This window comes from Cellulomonas wangleii (assembly GCF_018388445.1).
Taxonomy (GTDB): Bacteria; Actinomycetota; Actinomycetes; order Actinomycetales; family Cellulomonadaceae; genus Cellulomonas; species Cellulomonas wangleii.
Genome location: NZ_CP074405.1, coordinates 327,294 through 343,601, shown reverse-complemented (window position 1 = coordinate 343,601; position 16,308 = coordinate 327,294). Strand labels below are relative to the sequence as shown.

Below are 16,308 nucleotides of genomic sequence, written 5' to 3'. Positions count from 1 at the left end.
GCCCCGCGGCGTCGGTAGGGTGCGCCGACCGCTCGACGACGAGGAGGCACCCGTGCTGGCACTGCGGCCACCGACCCTGGAGCACTTCTGCACCCTCCAGGTCGAGCTCGCACCGGTCATCGACGTCGGTCTCGGCCGGTTCGCCGAGCGGCGCATCATCCCGATCATCGGCGGCCGGGTCACCGGCAGGGTCAGCGGCACGATCCTCGACCTCGGCGCCGACTGGCAGTCCGTGACCCACGACGGCGTGGCCGAGCTGCACGCGCGGTACGCCTTCGAGACGCCCGACGGGGCGATCGTCGAGATCGTCAACACCGGCTACCGCCACGGCCCGCCCGAGGTGATGCGGCGGCTCGCGTCCGGCGCCCCGACGCCGCCGGAGTCGTACTCCATGCGCTCGACGGCCCGCCTGGAGAGCGGCCACCCGGACTACCGGTGGCTCAACCGGATGGTGTTCGTAGGCACCGGCGCACGCGACGCGGACGCCGTGCAGATCGACCTGTACAGCGTCGGATGAGCGGGCCGGACATGGCGCAGCCGCGTGTGCTGGTCGCCGGCGGCGGGATCGGCGGCCTGGCCGTCGCCCTCACGCTGCACCAGGTCGGTGTGCCGTTCACGGTGCTGGAGGGCGCGCGCGAGCTCGCGCCCCTCGGCGTGGGCATCAACCTGCAGCCCAACGCCGTGCGCGAGCTCGGCGACCTCGGCATCGGCCCCGACCTGCTGGACACGATCGGCGTCCCCGCGCGCGAGTGGGCGCTGGTCGGGCGCAACGGCCATGACATCTACAGCGAGCCCCGCGGTCTGGACGCGGGGTACCGCTGGCCGCAGTACGCGCTGCACCGCGGGCGGCTGCAGCTGCTGCTCGCGCAGGTGCTGCGCGAGCGGGCCGGTGCGGACGCGATCCGGCTGGGCCACCGCGTGACCGGCTACGAGACGCACACCGACGGGACCGTCACGGCGACGGGGCAGCACCCCGACGGCACGGTCTGGCACGAGCACGGGTCCGTGCTGATCGGCGCCGACGGCATCCACTCGGCCGTCCGTGCGCAGATGCACCCCGATCAGCCGCCGATCCACTGGGGCGGGACCATGATGTGGCGCGGCACCACGCAGGCGGTGCCCGTGCGCACGGGCTCGTCGTTCGTGGGCCTGGGCTCGGCCCGGCACCGCGTCGTCGTCTACCCGATCTCCCCCGCCGACCCCGTCACCGGCCTGGCCACCGTCAACTGGATCGCCGAGCTGCGGGTGGACGACACCGCCTGGCAGCGCAGCGGCTGGTTCCGGCAGGTCGACGTCCAGGAGCTCGCGCACCACTTCGACGGCTGGACGTACGACTGGCTCGACGTGCCCGACCTGCTGGCGCGCGCCGAGGTGGTCTACGAGAACCCCATGATCGACCGCGACCCCGTGCCGACCTGGCAGGACGGCCCGGTGCTGCTGGTCGGGGACGCCGCGCACGCCATGTACCCGACGGGGTCCAACGGGGCGAGCCAGGCGATCATGGACGCCCGCCACCTGGGGGCCGCGATGCTGCGGCACGGCGTCACCCCGGCCGCGCTCGCCGCCTTCGACGCGCAGCTGTGCGGACCGGTCTCCCGGCTGGTGCTGCGCAACCGGGGCGCCGGGCCGTTCGGGCTGCTGGACCTCGTCGACGAGCGCTGCGGCGGGGACTTCGACGACATCGACGACGTCGTCCCGGAGGTCGAGCGGACCGCGTTCATGGCCGGGTACAAGGCCGCTGCGGGGTTCGCGGTCGAGCAGCTCAACACCGCCGGGCCGACGATCGCGCCGGGTGCGCGGGTGGAGGGCCTGCGGGTCTGAGCCCGCGCCGGGCTCTGGCCCGTCGGCTGGACGTCCGGAGCCTGGAGCCCGACCGGGACGCGCCGACGGGCCCTCCACCCCGGGGCGGGGGTGAAGGGCCCGTGCGGGCGTCGGGCCGTCCCCTACGCGACGGCCGTCGCCACCCGCGTCGTGCGGCGCGCCGCCAGTGCGGTCGCGATCAGCGCGAAGACCACGACGGCCGCGCTGACGACGCCGTACGCCGGCACGTCCACCACGGGAGGCCCGTCGAGCACGCCCGCGCTCACCCCGATCAGCGCCGGGACGACCGCCAGGGTCCCGACGACCCAGGCCGTCACGCCCGTGATCGCCGCCTCGACGGTGGTCATCGCCATGAGCTGGCGACGCGTGGTGCCGGTGCGGTGCAGCAGCGCGAGCTCGTCGCGCCGCGCGACCGTGGTCATCGCCAGCGTGCTGGCCGCCCCGACCGCCACGACCACGAGCAGCAGCAGGAGCAGTGCCGTCCCGACCTCGTTCTCGTCGCCGGCCGCACTCATGGCGGTGGTGATGTGGGTCTGCGGGTCCGCCGCCGTGGCGCCCAGGGCGGTGATCGCCGCGGTCGTGGCGGTCGCGTCCGCGCCGTCGGCGAGGTCGACCAGAAGGGTGTCGGCCATGACCGGCAGCCCGTGGGCCTCGGCCGTCGCCGGCCCTGTGATGACCCCCGCGACGCCCATGCCGCGGGAGAACACGGCGACGACGGTCGCGTCGACCTCGTCACCCCCGAGGCGGAGCGTGAGCGTCTCCCCCAGCCCGGCACCGGACGTGAACGCCGTGTCGCTGCTGACGGCCACGGTGTCCGGTGCGTCGAGGTCGGCGAGCGACCCCTTCACGACGTCCGGGTCGAGCGCGGTGGTGCCGACGGGGACGACCCGCAGCGCGGCCGCCTCCCAGGCCAGCGCGCCGCCCTCGCTGTCGGTCCGGACCTGCGCCGGGACCGTCGCGAGCGGCACGGCAGCAGCGACCCCGGGCACCTGCGTGACCTGCGCGACCAGGTCCTGCGTCGCGTCCTGCGGGGGCGTGACGACGAGGTCCGCGCTGACCGCGGCGACGAACTCCTGCTCGGCCGCGGTCGTCAGGGCCCGGTTCACGCTCGTCTGGATGGTCGCGGCGGAGACGACCAGGGCGAGCGGCACGACGACCGTGGTCAGGCGCCGCGAGAAGCCGCGGACGTTGCGCACGGCGAGCATGGTGGCGGGACGACCACCGGCCGGGTGCATGCGTGCGACCCGGTCGAAGATCCAGCCGACCAGCACGGGACCGGCGAGCGCGACCGCCCCGATGAGCAGGAACGCCGACAGCGAGGCCATCGCGCTGCCGGTGGCGCCGGGGATCCACAGGGTCGAGAACGCCATGACCAGGCCGACGACGCTCATCGTCGCCGCGGTCAGGCGGCGGCCGGGGCCGACCTGCCGGTCCTCGACGGCGCTCTGCTGGAGCGCGGCGGTGGGTGCGGTGCGGGCGGCCTCGCGTGCGCCGAGCCGCCCCACGGGCACCGCGGTGACCACGATGAGCGCGACGGCGGCCAGGACGGGCAGCGGGGAGAGCGACGACGCGAAGTCCGGCGCGACCATCCCGCTGCGCACGAGCAGCGGGTCCAGCAGGCGGGCGCCGAACAGGCCCGCGACCGCCCCGAGCGGCGCGGCGACGAGCGACACGACCCCCACCTCGAGCGTGACGGTGCGACGCACCTGGGCCGGCGTCGCGCCGACGGCACGCAGGAGCGCGAACTCCCGGCGGCGGCTGCGCAGCGCCAGGCTGACGGTGGCCGCGACGACCATCACGACGACGACGATCAGCGTGCCGGCGTACGACGAGGCGAGGGCGACGAGCAGCCCGCCGGACGTCGGGTCGGCCGCGCCCTGCGTGCGCATGCCCGACTCGAACAGGACGCCGGTGACGGCGAGCACCGCCGCGGCGACGGCCAGGACGACGGCGGTGCCGGCGAAGGCACCGCGGTGGGCGCGGACGCCCGAGGACGCGAGCTGCCACATCGGGCTCACCGTCCCTTCGCGAGGAGCCGGGCGGTGACCTGCTCGGCGGTGGGACGCTCGAGCCGGTCGACGACCAGCCCGTCCGCGAGGACGACGACGCGCTCGGCGGAGGCGGCGACCCCCGCGTCGTGCGTCACGATGACGACCGTCTGGCCGAGCTCGTCGGCCGTGTCCCGCAGCACCTGGAGCACCGCGGCCCCGGTCCTGGAGTCCAGCGCGCCGGTCGGCTCGTCGGCGAAGACGACCGCCGGCCGCGTGATGAGTGCGCGGGCGATGGCGACCCGCTGGGCCTGCCCGCCGGACAGCTCGCCCGGCAGCCTGTCCACGAGGTCCGGCACACCGAGGAACTCCAGCAGCGCCGCCTCCCACGCCGGGTCGACCTGGCGGCCCGCGAGCAGCAGCGGCAGCCGCACGTTCTCGCGGGCCGTGAGGTGCCCGATGAGGTTGTAGGCCTGGAAGACGAAGCCGACGTGCTCGCGGCGGAACCGGGTGAGGTCGTCGGGGCGCATCGTCGTCAGGTCGTGGCCGCCGACGACGACCGAGCCGCGGCTGGGGGTGTCGAGGCCCGCGGCGCAGTTCAGCAGCGTGGACTTGCCGGAACCGGACTGCCCGACGACCGCGGTGACCGACCCGGCCGGCAGGTCGAGGGAGACTCCGCGCAGCGCGTGGACGGGCTCACGAGCGGGGTAGGTCTTGTGCACGTCGACGAGGCGCACCGCGGTGCCCGTCGTCGCGGCCGTGGTCTGCGTGGCCATGGTGGTCTCCTGGTTGTCGAGGTCCTGGTGTTGCTCTCGAACCTAGGGACCGGGCGGGGTCACCATCGAGCCTCGGAAGAGGGCCCCGGGCGAGTTCCATCCTTCGACGGAGGCGCCGTGCGGGACGTGGCGCGTCGGCGTGCGGGACGTGGCGCACCGGGGTGGGATGGGCGGATGCAGACACGACACATCGCCGACGTCCCGGTCAGCGCCATCGGCCTCGGCGGCATGCCCATGTCGATCGAGGGCCGCCCCGACCGGGAGCGCTCGATCGCCACCATCCACGCCGCGCTCGACGCGGGCGTCACGCTCATCGACACCGCGGACGCGTACCACCTGCACGCCGACGAGGTCGGCCACAACGAGGACCTCATCGCCGAGGCGCTGCGCACCTGGTCGGGCGACGCCTCGTCCGTCCTCGTCGCCACCAAGGGCGGGCACCTGCGCCCCGGCGACGGCTCGTGGACGGTGAACGGCCGCCCCGAGTACCTGAAGCAGGCCGCGCAGGAGTCGGCCCGCCGGCTCGGGGTCGAGGCGATCGGCCTGTACCAGTTCCACCGCCCCGACCCGGACGTGCCGTACGAGGAGTCGGTCGGCGCGCTGGCCGAGCTGCTCGACGCCGGCACGATCCGCCTCGCGGGCGTCTCCAACGCGAACCCCGAGCAGATCCGGCTCGCGCGGGAGGTGCTGGGCGGGCGCCTCGCGTCCGTGCAGAACCAGTACTCCCCCGCCTTCCGGTCCTCCCAGCCGGAGCTGGACCTGTGCGCCGAGCTCGGCATCGCGTTCCTGCCGTGGAGCCCGCTCGGCGGCATCGCCAAGGCCGCCGACCTGGGCGACACGTTCGCCCCGTTCGCGCAGGTCGCCCAGGCGCACGGCGTCAGCCCGCAGCAGGTGGCGCTCGCGTGGGAGCTCGCGCAGGCCGACGTCGTCGTCCCGATCCCCGGGGCGTCGCGGCCCGCGTCGATCCAGGACTCCGTCCTGGCGGTGGACCTGCGACTGACGCGCGAGGAGATCGAACGGCTCTCCGCGGCCGCCTGACGCACCGGCAGGCCCGGCCCGCGCGCGCGGGTCAGGCGTGCCTGTCCTTCGTGGCGGAACGACCCCCGCGAGGCGTACCACTGAGGTATGGGCACGTTCGTCCACCGCCTGCTCGACTACCCGGTCGTCCTCGCGACGGTCGCGGTCGCGGCCGTGGGCGGGCTGCTCGAGGCGACGGGCGACGGCACCACGGCCCGGTGGGTCGTCTCCGTGTACGCCGTGGGCGTCGCGCTGCTGCAGGCCCGCGGGATGGTGGCGGACCTGCGGGCGGGGAACCACGGCGTCGACCTGCTCGCGGTGACGGCGATCGCCTCGACGGTCGCGGTGGGCGAGTACTGGGCGGCCCTGGTGGTGTGCCTCATGCTGTCCGGCGGCGAGGCCCTCGAGGACTACGCCGCGGGTCGGGCCCGGCGCGAGCTCACCGGGCTGCTGCAGAACGCGCCCCGCACGGCGCACCTGCTCGGACCGGACGGGGAGCCCACCGACGTCCCGGTCGGGGACGTCGTGGTCGGCGACCGGGTCCTCGTGCGTCCCTTCGAGGTCGTCCCCGTCGACGGCGTGCTGGAGTCGGACGACGCGATCCTCGACGAGTCGTCGCTGACCGGGGAGTCGCTGCCCGTCGAGCACGTGCGCGGCGACGGCCTGCTGTCCGGCGCGATCAACGGTGGCGACGCCATCGAGCTGCGCGCCACCGCCGCGGCGGCGGACTCCCAGTACCAGCGGATCATCGCCCTCGTCCGCGAGGCGCAGGACTCCAGGGCGCCGTTCGTCCGGCTCGCGGACCGGGTGGCGGTGCCCTTCACGCTGTTCGCGTTCGCGGTGGCCGTCACGGCGTGGCTGGTCTCGGGGGACCCGGTCCGGATCGCCGAGGTGCTGGTGGTCGCCACCCCGTGCCCGCTGATCATCGCCGCCCCGGTCGCGTTCATGGCCGGGATGTCCCGCTCCGCGCGGGCCGGGATCATCGTGAAGAGCAGCGGCACCCTGGAGCAGCTGGCCCGGGCGCGCACCGCCGCGTTCGACAAGACCGGGACCCTCACCCACGGGCAGCCGCGCGTCACGCACGTCGACGCCGAGGGCCTCGCGCCGCAGGACCTGCTGCTGCTCGCCGCGGCCGTGGAGCAGTACTCGAGCCATCCCCTCGCCGAGGCCGTCGTGGAGCGCGCCCGCGGGACGGGCCGGACGCTGCCGCCCGCGCAGGACGTCGTCGAGGTCCCCGCGCACGGTGTGCGCGGGACGGTCGACGGGCGGGTGGTCGTCGTGGGCAAGGCCGGCTGGGTCGCGCAGGAGTCGGGGGCCGCACCGGCGTCGTCGGACGGGGAGACGAGCATCCACGTGGCCGTCGACGGGCGCCTCGCGGGCAGCCTCACGCTGGCCGACGAGCTGCGCGCCGAGACGGCCGCGACCATGGCCGCGCTGCACCGCGCCGGCATCCGCACCACGATGATGCTGACCGGGGACGGCGAGCAGGTCGCCCGGCGGATCGCGGCCGAGGCCGGCATCGACGACGTGCGCGCCGAGCTGCTGCCGCAGGACAAGGTCGCCGCGGTCCGGTCCGCCCCCCTGCGCCCGGTGATGATGGTCGGCGACGGCGTGAACGACGCACCCGTGCTGGCCGTCGCGGACGTCGGCATCGCGATGGGCGCGCGCGGTGCGAGCGCCGCCAGCGAGTCCGCGGACGTCGTCATCACGGTCGACGACCTGTCCCGCGCGGCGCGCGCCGTGCAGATCGGCCGGCGCACCATGCGGGTCGCGTGGCAGTCGATCGCCATGGGCGTCGGCCTGTCCGTGGCGCTGATGCTCGTGGCGGCCACCGGCAGCCTGCCCGCCCTCGCGGGCGCGTGGCTGCAGGAGGCGGTGGACCTCACCACGATCCTGTGGGCGCTGCTCGCGGTCCGGGCGAGCCGGGCCGAGCGCGTGGAGACCGCGAGGATGACCGAGGACGTGGCCCGCTCGCGTGCCGACCGGGAGCGCGCGGCGACGGTCGACGACGGGCGGACCGCGGCCCTGCGGGGCGCCTGACGCGGCGCCGGCCGCAGGGCCGCGCGGGTCCCCCTACGCCGAGACCAGCTCCGTGCCGTCCGGCTTCAGGTCGGCCAGCGCGACGCTCTGGATCGCCGGGTCGTCGTACAGGTTCCAGTAGTACGTCGTCGTCCGGGACGAGAAGAGACCGGTGTAGATCGTCTTCTCGAACGCCCCGTCACCCATGGCGGCGGCGCCGTCGACCATCGCGACCTGCTGCAGGGTGTGGAACGCCCGGCTGACGTTGTCCTCCTCGCTGGTCTTGGTCGGGTAGTGGGCGTTGACGTACGCCGCCCGCACGAACCGCGAGGTGGAGTAGTAGTCGCCCGGGATCCCGCGCATGTGCGAGCCCGAGCCGAACGGCGTGAGGCTGGCCCGCCCGACCTGCAGGGCCTCGGGGAACTCCGGGCCCGTGTTGAGGTAGTTGCGCAGGTTCTCGTGGTGCCACTCGAACCCGGGCTGGTTGGCCAGCACGTCCACGTCGTCGTCGAAGACGTGCAGGCCGGTGGCCGTGTGCTCCACCACGATCGCGCGGTTCGCGTCGGCGATGATCCAGTGCAGCAACGAGCTCGGGAACTTCTCGTTGATGGGCTTGTCGACGATCGTCACGTCCGCGAGCGCGGCCTCCACCTCGTCCACCGAGGCGAACTGCGAGCCCACCCAGAGGGGGAACTCCCACGCGGCGACGTTGGTCCTCCCGTCGACCGGCCCCGGCGCGTACTGCGCGTACCCGGGGAAGTTCAGGCCCGCCACGGCGAGGCCCGCGTCGTTGCCGAGGTCGAAGTACAGCGGCGTGTCCTCCTCGACGATGCCCATGCCGATCGTCGCGTGGCGGATGCTGCCCACGGCACCGAACGGCGACCTGGGCGTGTATCCGGTGGGCGTGACGAGCACCCGCTCCCCGTACCCGACGGTCCAGTCGAGGTTGCGGGCGAGGTAGAGGTTGCCGTCACCGTCCGAGAATCGAATGCCTGTGCACATCTGGTTGCCCCCCTGTCTTCGGCGGGCCGGCCGCCCGCCGCCCTTCGATGATGCACCGCCGTCCAGGAACGGGCATGTCCGGACAGGACGGACGCCCGGTCGGCCGACCTGCGGGGAGAGGGGACGATGGGCGCGTGCTGACCATCAGGGAGTTCTCGCGCCTGACCCACCTCGGCGTGCGCACGCTGCGCCGCTACCAGGAGGCGGGCCTGCTCGAGCCCACGGCGGTCGACGACGCCACGGGGTACCGGTCGTACGACCCCGAGCAGATCCCCGACGCGCAGCTGGCGCACCGGCTGTGCGAGCTCGGCGTGCCGCTGCCGGAGGTGCAGCAGGTCCTGCTGTGCGACGACCCCGCCCAGCGCGCCGACCTGGTCGCCGACCACGTGCGTCGCCTCGAGGTCGACGGCAGCGGTGCCGCGGTCACGTCGCTGCGTCGGCTGCTGGAGCCGGGGCCGGCACCGGTGGACGCCGAGCTCCGCGCCGTCCCGGAGCGGGCCGTCGCCGCCGTCGAGGGCCACGTGAGGCGCGACGACGTCCTCGCGTGGCACGCCGACGCGAGGGCCGAGCTCGACGCCGCCGTCACCACGCCGACCGGCGCACCGGGCGGCATGTTCGACAACGCGCTGTTCGAGGACGGGCGCGGGCGCGCCCTGGTGTACGTGCCCACCGAGGACGCGGCGAGCGGCGGACGGGTGCGGGCGACGACCCTGCCCGCGGTCGAGCTCGCGGCCACGACGCACGTCGGTGGGCACGAGGACGTCGACGTCACCTACGGCCGCCTCGGCGCGTGGGTCGTGGCGAACGAGCTGGCCGTGGCCGGCCCGGCACGCGAGACGTACCTGGTCGGCCCGCGCGACACCTCCGAGCGGTCGGCATGGCGCACGGAGATCGGCTGGCCCGTCTTCCGGGTCACGCCCTGACGGCACGCCCGTCACCTGCGAGCCGTGCAGTCGGCCGCGGCCGTCCGCCCGGGGTCAGCAGGCGTCGGCGGGCTCGATCGTCCGCACGACGCGGGCCGGGTTGCCCACGGCCACGACGTTCGCCGGCAGGTCGCGCACGACGACGGCCCCGGCGCCGACGACCGTGTTGTCCCCGATCGTCACCCCGGGGCAGACGATGACCCCGCCGCCGAGCCACACGTTGTCGCCCAGGGTGATGGGCTGCGCGGCCTCGAGCTTGTCGCGGCGCGGCTGCGGGTCCACGGGGTGCGTGGGCGTCAGCAGCTGCACGTTCGGGCCGATCTGGCAGTCCTCGCCGATGGTGATGGTCGCGACGTCGAGGGCCGTGAGCCCGGAGTTGACGAAGGTCCGGGCGCCGACGTGGATGTTCTCGCCGTAGTCGACGGCCAGCGGCGGCTTGATGAACGCGCCCTCGCCGAGCGAGCCGAGCAGGTCGCTCAGGATCGCGCGCGCACCGGCGTCGTCGGAGGCGACGACGGCCCGCTGGTACGCGTCGACCAGCGCGGTGGCGCGGCGCGCGATGCGCTCGCTCTCCGGGTCGTCGGCGATGTAGAGGTCACCGGCGAGCATCCGCTCGCGGTTGGTGCGGGGGTCGCCGGCGAAGTAGTCGTGAGCCATGCACTCGAACGTACACATGGAGCCACGGCGTCCGACGCCGACGGCGCGTGCGGCAGGTCAGCCCACGACCTGCACGGCAACGATGTCGCACTGCACGGGGAGCGACTCCCGGCAGGAGTCGCCGATCCAGACCTCGATCTCGTCGCCGTCGGCGACGGCGTCCACCGGCGCACCGTCGGCGTCGACGACCACGGCCTCCGCGAGCCGCAACGGCATGCCCTCGTAGTAGGCGTCGGACGCGCCCGTCAGGGCCTGCTCGGCGACGGTGCCCGTCACCTCCGCAGACCGGCCCGGCAGTCCGGACGCGCCCGGCGAGCTCGACGTCGCGCACCCGCCGATCAGGACGACGAGAAGGACCGGGACGGCCAGACGCGCGCGCACGCTCATCCACCGAGGGTGGCATGCGGCGGCGGTGGCGACCAGGCTCTCGCCGTCTGCGTCACGGCACCCCCGCGTGGATGAGGACCTCCCGCTGGTCGTCGCCGTACCGGGCGCGCTTCTCGACGCCCAGCCCGATCTTCGACGCCACCCGCTGCGACGCGACGTTCTCCGGCGCGATGATCGCGATCAGACGGGTCGCCCCCAGCACCTCGCGGGCGAAGTCACGCGCGGCCAGCGCGGCCTCCGTCGCCAGCCCCTCGCCCTGACGGTCCGGGCGCACGTGGTACCCGACCTCCAGCTCGTCGACACCGTCGACGTGCTGCACCGTCAGCCCGCAGTCGCCGAGGAACTCCCCGGTCGACCGGTCCACCATGACCCACAGCCCGAACCCGTGATCGCGGTAGGAGCGCCGGGTCCTGTCGATCCACGCCTGCGCCTCGTCGCGCGTGCGCGGCCGGGGGTAGTGCGCCATGACGACGGGGTCGCCGAGCAGCGCCGCCATGTCGTCGAGGTCGTCGTCGGTCATCGGGCGCAGCAGCAGGCGGGGGGTGGGGCCGGGGACGTCCATGCCCGACAGCGTGGCGTCCGGGGGGTGCGACACGCCAGCCCGTCGGTGCGGCCGGCCAGCCCCGGGCGCACGCGCGGCTCACCGCGCGGCGGTGTCCCACGCGGCGCGGACGACGGCGATGGCCTCGGTGGCCGTGACGCCGAGCCGGGTCTGGTGACCGAGCGCGCGACGCCACATGGCCTCGTCGGCCGGCACGTCGAAGACCCACGCGCCCGGCGGCTTTCCCATCGGTCCTGCAGCCAGGAAGACGTCCAGCGCTGCCGCGTCCACCAGCCCGCGCCGGGCAAGGGCCCACAGGTCGTACAGGTCACGAGGTGCACGACGGTCGATCCACGCGCTGAGCTTGGCGGCCGCGAAACCCGCTGCCGTCAGGGTCCGAAGGCGGGCCGGAGGCGCGTCGGAGTACCGCTGCTCGACCTGCCGCACCTCCGTCGGCCACAGGAACCCGTCGTCGGCCAGGAGCTGGACCCGGACGGCCAGCGTGTCACCCACCTCGAGCAGGGCAGGCTCCGCGCCACGCGCTGAGGCGAGCGCGGGTCGCCAGGTGGGCCGCCCGTGGCTCCGGGCGAGACCCCGCCGCACCGCCCTGTCGATGTCCTCCGCGACCCTGCTGCGCGGCGCGAGCGCGACCAGGTCGATGTCCTCGCTCAGGCGGGCGTCGACCAGGTGGGTGCGCGACAGGGCTGTCCCTCCGAAGAAGACCAGGTCGTCGGTGGGGACTCCCGCAGCGAGGGCACCCAGGACATGAGAGATCAGGTGGTCGCGTCGGACCTGCTCGAGAGCGACGCCGAAGCGCTCGGCCACAGCCGCCCACTCCGCGTACCCGCTGCCGGTCATCGCCCGGCCTCGAGCCGTCGGAGCGTCGCCCGCATGCGCTGGTGCTCCGCGAGGTCCTGCAGCTGCGCGGGGTCGCACGCCGGCCACAGGGCGTCGATCGCCTCCTGGGCGTCGACGTCGTGACCTCGCGGGTCCGTGCGCGCGAGGTCGAGGACGGTCTGCTCCGGGGTGGTCGCGAGGGCGGGCCCCAGATCCGTCGGGACGAGGACGGCGTCCAGCGCGGAGACGTCCCGCTCGGTGAAGACCACGCGGGCGTCGCGATCCGCCAGCACCGTGGGGCGCCGGTAGGTCGGGACCGCGACGTGCCCTTCACCGACGGCACGCGGCAGCGCTCGGTGGACCCGGGCGGCCGTGAGGCCCATCAGCACGGGCACCCGGTCGCCGACGTGCGCAGTCGCCACCGCAGCGGTCGCCGCCTCCAGGGTGGGGCGCCACGTCGCCGCATCGACGTCGAGGGGCACGGCGCAGTAGATCCCCCGGGCCAGCCGGTGCAGCACGCCGCGCAGCCGGAGCTCGCGGATCTCCTTCTTGGGGTGCGCGTACACGTGAGCCAGGTCCGCGACGCGGATGGTGCGCAGGGGTGCCCGGGCCGCGAGCCGGGCGATCTCTTCGCGTCCACTCATTCTGCAGATGGTAACCGCAGGAGGTTACCTTGTGCAGACTGAATCGGGCTTCTCCTCGCCGTGAGCGCACGGCCGGACAGCACTGCCGCTCGCCCGGAGCTTTGTTCGCTGCCGCACCGCGCCGACCTCCCCGCCCTTGACAAATATTCTTGTCAAGGGTTCTCTGGACCCATGCAGGACGTCGAGGTCATCGAGGACGCGGACACCGCCGCCGTGGCGCTGGACCCGGTCCGGTCACGGCTGCTCGGCGAGCTGACCGAGCCCGCGTCGGCCGCCGGGCTGGCCGCCCGCGTCGGCATCCCCCGCCAGAAGGTCAACTACCACCTCAAGGCGCTCGAGGCGCACGGCCTGGTGGAGCTGGCCGAGGAGCGCCGCCACGGCGGCATCACGGAGCGCGTGCTGCGGGCGTCCGCCGCGCGGTACGTCGTCTCCCCCGCGGCCGTCAGCGCGTCGGCCGCCCAGCCGGACGCCACGTCCGACCGGCAGTCCGCCGGGTACCTCGTCGCACTGGCCGGCCGGCTGGTGCGGGAGGTCGGCGCGCTGGTGCGCCGGGCCGGGACGTCGGGGGCACGCGTCCCCACGCTGACCATCGACACGCAGATCGGGTTCCGCTCCGCTGCCGACCGTGCGGCCTTCGCGGACGACCTCACCGCCGCGGTGCTCGACCTGGCCGCGCGCTACCACCACGACGACGGGCGCCCGCACCGGCTCGTCGTCGCCGCGCACCCGCTGCCCGAGGAGGACGCATGACCACCGCACCGCACGTCCCGTACCGCCTGGAGTTCGACGTCGAGGTCCTCGGGACCCCCGAGCAGGTCTGGCAGGCCATCGCGACCGCCCGTGGCCTGAGCTCCTGGTTCCTGCCGACCCGCATCGAGGAGCACGAGGGCGGCACCCTGCACTTCGCGATGGGCAGGGACATGGGCTCCGACGGCCACGTCACCGCCTGGGAGCCGCCGCACCGCCTCGTCTACGAGGAGGACTGGGCCGGCCTCATGGGCAAGGACCCGGACGACCTGAGCCCCATGACGTCGCAGTTCGTCGTCGAGGCACGCTCCGGCGGGACGTGCGTCGTGCGCGTGACCACCAGCGGCTTCGGCATCGGCGCGGACTGGGAGCAGGACTGGTGGCAGGACATGGGCGCGAGCTGGAGGCCCTCGTTCGACGTCCTGCGCCTGTACCTCGCGCACTTCGCGGGCCAGGAGGCCACGCAGCTCGAGGCCGACGCCGTCCACCCCGGCGACGAGCCGACGGTGTGGGCGGCGCTGCGCGGCGCGCTCGGGCTCGGCGACGTCGGGTCGACGCTCGACGTGCGCGGGGCGACCGGGACCGTCGAGAGCGTCGGCCCGCGGCACGCGGTCGTCCGGCTCACGGGCCCGGTGCCCGGCGTGCTGAGCGTCGGCGTGCACGACGCCGGCGAGGGCACGACGAACGCGTCCGTGCGCGCGCACCTCTTCTCGCCCGACGCCGCCGCGTACGTGCAGCGCGAGGAGCCGGCGTGGCGTGACTGGCTGCAGGGGCTGAGCGTCCCGGCGTGAGACGCCCGCGCGGTCTCCTGGCACGCGCGGCGACGCGGTCCCTACAGTGGGCAGCGCGCCGACTCGTCCCGATCGTCACGGTGCACCCAGGGGTGTCGGCGGGGGCCCGCGCCCGGTGGGCCGGACGCCCCCGTCGAAGGGGTCCACCGATGCGCTCCAGCCTGACGACCACCCTGGCCACCGTCGTGGCCCTCACCCTCCTCACCGCCGTCCCGGCCGCCGCGCAGGAGACGCGGGTGCAGGACGTGCAGACGCAGGAGCGGCACCGCCCCGACCTGCCGACGACGTACCTGCTGGACCCGGTGGGCCCGGCGGCCGACGACATCTACCCCGAGGGCATCGCCGCCCGGGGGAACGAGTTCTACGTCAGCAGCACCACCGACGGGACGATCTACCGCGGTCGTCTCGACCAGCCCACCGCCGTGCCCTTCCTGCCGGGCGGCGAGGACGGCCGCGTGGTGGCGGCCGGGCTGAAGGTCGACGGCCGCACGCTGTTCGTCGCCGGCGGCCCCACGGGGCTCGTCTGGGCGTACGACCTGCGGACCCGCGAGCTCACGGGGTCGTGGCAGGTCGTGCAGGACGGCACCCCGGCGTTCCTCAACGACATCGCCGTCGGGCCCCGCGGCGACGTCTACGTCACCGACTCGTCGCGTCCGGTGCTCTACCGGATCGACGCCCGCGACCGCAAGACGACGGGCACCGAGCTGCTGGAGCCGGTCGTCTCGTTCGAGGGCACCGTCTTCACGTACGACCAGGACATCAACGCCAACGGGATCGTCGTCTCGCGCGACGGGCGGTACGCGGTGGTGTCGAAGCCGCGGACGGGCGAGCTGTTCCGCGTCGGGCTGAAGGACGGCAGCGTGGTGCGCGTCGACCTCGGGGGCGCCTCGGTGGCCGGCGACGGCCTGCTGCTGGACGGCCGCACGCTGTACGCGGCCGAGTGGACGGCCGGGCCGCCGCAGTCCGTCGTCGAGGTCAGGCTGAGCCGGGACCTCGCCTCCGGGACCGTGGTCTCCCGCACGACGGACCCCTCGTTCGACGACCCGACGACCATCGCCCGCGCCGGGCGCAGCCTGCTGGTGGTCAACAGCCAGTTCGAGATCCGGTTCGGCGGCGGGGGGACGCCGGGGCCGTTCACGGTGTCGCGGATCCCGCTGCCCTGACGCGTCGGCCGGCTCCGTCCGCGGCGCTGCACCCGATCGGGTGGGTTCTGCGCGGCGGAGCCGGCCGTCGGCCGGAACCTGCCCGCGCCCTGCGGCGGTGTGGTGCGATGACCCGCATGGCGTGGTGGAGCAGGTTCTTCGGCGGCGGGCAGGGCAGTACGACGCAGCCGGCAGCGGCGCCGCCGGGGCCGGCAGCCTCACCGGCGGTTCGCCCGGCACCGCCGACGCCCACCTCCGGCGCCGCGCCGACGACGCACGTCCTCGGCGTCACGCCGTCGGGCGTCGAGGTCCGCGGTTTCCACGCGCCGGCGGCGGACCTGCTGCCGTGGTGGCACCGGCTGCGCGCCGACCACGGGTCCACCGGCCTGTGGCCCGTCCTGCTGGGCCCCGACCTCGGCGACCTCGCCGCGGCGCTGACCCCCGAGACCCGGGGGGACTACGACGACGCCGCGCAGGTGCGGCGTGCCACCGCGATGACCCTCCGCGAGCTGCAGGCCCTGCGCGTGGAGCGGGCCGCGCGCTTCGGCGGCGCCGAGGACGACGACCAGGACGACGCGGACGACGAGCCCGACGTCGTCCGACGCCACCCGCCACGCTTCTCGGTCACCGAGGAGGACGGCCTCGTCGCGCTCGTCCCCGCCGCCCACGGGTGGCAGGTGCCGGTGGTCCTGGGCTGGGAGGGGGGCGTGAACTACGACCTGGAGCCGGTGGACCACGGCGTCGTCCTGCGGGACTGGCAGGAGCGCTTCGGGGCCGAGCTCGTCGCCCTGAGCGACGGCCAGGTGCTCGAGGTGCTCGTGCACCGCCCACCCACGACCCCCGGCGAGGCGCTGGCCGTCGCGCGTGAGCAGTACGACTACTGCCCCGACCTGGTCGACCAGGGCGTCGGCGACCTGCAGACGCTCGCCCGGGAGCACGCCGGCGCGGAGGCCTGGTCCTTCTGGTGGGACTGACGGCTCACGGCCCGGCGCCGACGCCCGGCAGCACGGACGGGC

General features: G+C 74.8%; 17 protein-coding genes. 9 read left to right on the top strand and 8 right to left on the bottom strand.

Translation table 11 applies throughout. The features are described 5' to 3' along the window. Positions 1-52 precede the first annotated feature (52 nt). Positions 53-517, top strand: a complete 465-nt coding sequence (locus KG103_RS01695) for a DUF3237 domain-containing protein (RefSeq protein ID WP_207341790.1) — start codon at positions 53-55, stop codon at positions 515-517. Then, positions 514-1,821, top strand: coding sequence for a flavin-dependent oxidoreductase (locus tag KG103_RS01690; protein WP_243656516.1), 1,308 nt, complete (start codon positions 514-516; stop codon positions 1,819-1,821). Before KG103_RS01695 ends, KG103_RS01690 begins: the two co-directional genes overlap by 4 nt. A gap of 122 nt (positions 1,822-1,943) precedes the next feature. On the opposite strand, the gene KG103_RS01685 is transcribed toward KG103_RS01690, so the two are convergent. After that, positions 1,944-3,830, bottom strand: a complete 1,887-nt coding sequence (locus tag KG103_RS01685; protein WP_243656532.1) for an FtsX-like permease family protein — start codon at positions 3,828-3,830, stop codon at positions 1,944-1,946. A gap of 5 nt (positions 3,831-3,835) precedes the next feature. After that, positions 3,836-4,585, bottom strand: a complete 750-nt coding sequence (locus tag KG103_RS01680) for an ABC transporter ATP-binding protein (protein WP_207341788.1) — start codon at positions 4,583-4,585, stop codon at positions 3,836-3,838. Positions 4,586-4,759: 174 nt separating this feature from the next. Here KG103_RS01680 and KG103_RS01675 point away from each other — a divergent pair, with 174 nt between their 5' ends. Both KG103_RS01675 and KG103_RS01670 read left to right on the top strand, forming a co-directional pair. Continuing rightward, entirely contained in the window at positions 4,760-5,623 is an 864-nt protein-coding gene (locus KG103_RS01675; RefSeq protein WP_207341787.1) for an aldo/keto reductase, read from the top strand. 87 nt (positions 5,624-5,710) lie between these two features. Continuing rightward, entirely contained in the window at positions 5,711-7,642 is a 1,932-nt protein-coding gene (locus KG103_RS01670; protein ID WP_207341786.1) for a heavy metal translocating P-type ATPase, read from the top strand. Between the two features lie 33 nt (positions 7,643-7,675). On the opposite strand, the gene bsh is transcribed toward KG103_RS01670, so the two are convergent. Next, on the bottom strand, positions 7,676-8,623 hold the full coding sequence (gene bsh / locus KG103_RS01665) for a choloylglycine hydrolase (protein WP_207341785.1): 948 nt from the start codon (positions 8,621-8,623) through the stop codon (positions 7,676-7,678). Positions 8,624-8,757: 134 nt separating this feature from the next. On the opposite strand from bsh, the gene KG103_RS01660 reads away from it, so the two are divergent. After that, on the top strand, positions 8,758-9,546 hold the full coding sequence (locus KG103_RS01660) for a MerR family transcriptional regulator (RefSeq protein WP_207341784.1): 789 nt from the start codon (positions 8,758-8,760) through the stop codon (positions 9,544-9,546). A 54-nt stretch (positions 9,547-9,600) separates the two neighbouring features. Here KG103_RS01660 and KG103_RS01655 read toward each other — a convergent pair whose 3' ends face one another. Genes KG103_RS01655 through KG103_RS01635 form a run of 5 tightly spaced genes read right to left on the bottom strand, consistent with a single transcriptional unit; the run spans position 9,601 to position 12,612 of the window. Further along, positions 9,601-10,203 (bottom strand): sugar O-acetyltransferase, encoded by a 603-nt coding sequence (locus KG103_RS01655; RefSeq protein WP_207341783.1) that lies wholly within the window; start codon positions 10,201-10,203, stop codon positions 9,601-9,603. A gap of 57 nt (positions 10,204-10,260) precedes the next feature. After that, positions 10,261-10,590 carry a hypothetical protein gene (locus KG103_RS01650; protein WP_207341782.1) on the bottom strand — a complete coding sequence of 110 codons (330 nt, stop codon included), beginning with the start codon at positions 10,588-10,590 and terminating at the stop codon, positions 10,261-10,263. A gap of 52 nt (positions 10,591-10,642) precedes the next feature. Further along, positions 10,643-11,185: a GNAT family N-acetyltransferase gene (locus tag KG103_RS01645; RefSeq protein ID WP_249670696.1), complete on the bottom strand. Its 543-nt coding sequence runs from the start codon at positions 11,183-11,185 to the stop codon at positions 10,643-10,645. Between the two features lie 45 nt (positions 11,186-11,230). Next, on the bottom strand, positions 11,231-11,989 hold the full coding sequence (locus KG103_RS01640; RefSeq protein WP_207341780.1) for a nucleotidyl transferase AbiEii/AbiGii toxin family protein: 759 nt from the start codon (positions 11,987-11,989) through the stop codon (positions 11,231-11,233). Then, entirely contained in the window at positions 11,986-12,612 is a 627-nt protein-coding gene (locus KG103_RS01635) for a type IV toxin-antitoxin system AbiEi family antitoxin domain-containing protein (protein ID WP_207341779.1), read from the bottom strand. Before KG103_RS01635 ends, KG103_RS01640 begins: the two co-directional genes overlap by 4 nt. A gap of 171 nt (positions 12,613-12,783) precedes the next feature. Here KG103_RS01635 and KG103_RS01630 point away from each other — a divergent pair, with 171 nt between their 5' ends. The 4 genes from KG103_RS01630 (at position 12,784) to KG103_RS01615 (ending at position 16,266) form a co-directional block, all read left to right on the top strand. Beyond that, positions 12,784-13,362: an ArsR/SmtB family transcription factor gene (locus tag KG103_RS01630; RefSeq protein ID WP_207341778.1), complete on the top strand. Its 579-nt coding sequence runs from the start codon at positions 12,784-12,786 to the stop codon at positions 13,360-13,362. After that, a complete protein-coding gene (locus tag KG103_RS01625) occupies positions 13,359-14,150 on the top strand; it encodes an SRPBCC family protein (protein WP_207341777.1) in 792 nt (263 codons plus the stop codon). Before KG103_RS01630 ends, KG103_RS01625 begins: the two co-directional genes overlap by 4 nt. A gap of 149 nt (positions 14,151-14,299) precedes the next feature. After that, on the top strand, positions 14,300-15,313 hold the full coding sequence (locus KG103_RS01620; protein WP_207341776.1) for an SMP-30/gluconolactonase/LRE family protein: 1,014 nt from the start codon (positions 14,300-14,302) through the stop codon (positions 15,311-15,313). Positions 15,314-15,420: 107 nt separating this feature from the next. Continuing rightward, complete coding sequence (locus tag KG103_RS01615; RefSeq protein ID WP_207341775.1) at positions 15,421-16,266, top strand: DUF4253 domain-containing protein; 846 nt, start codon at positions 15,421-15,423, stop codon at positions 16,264-16,266. Positions 16,267-16,308 lie beyond the last annotated feature (42 nt).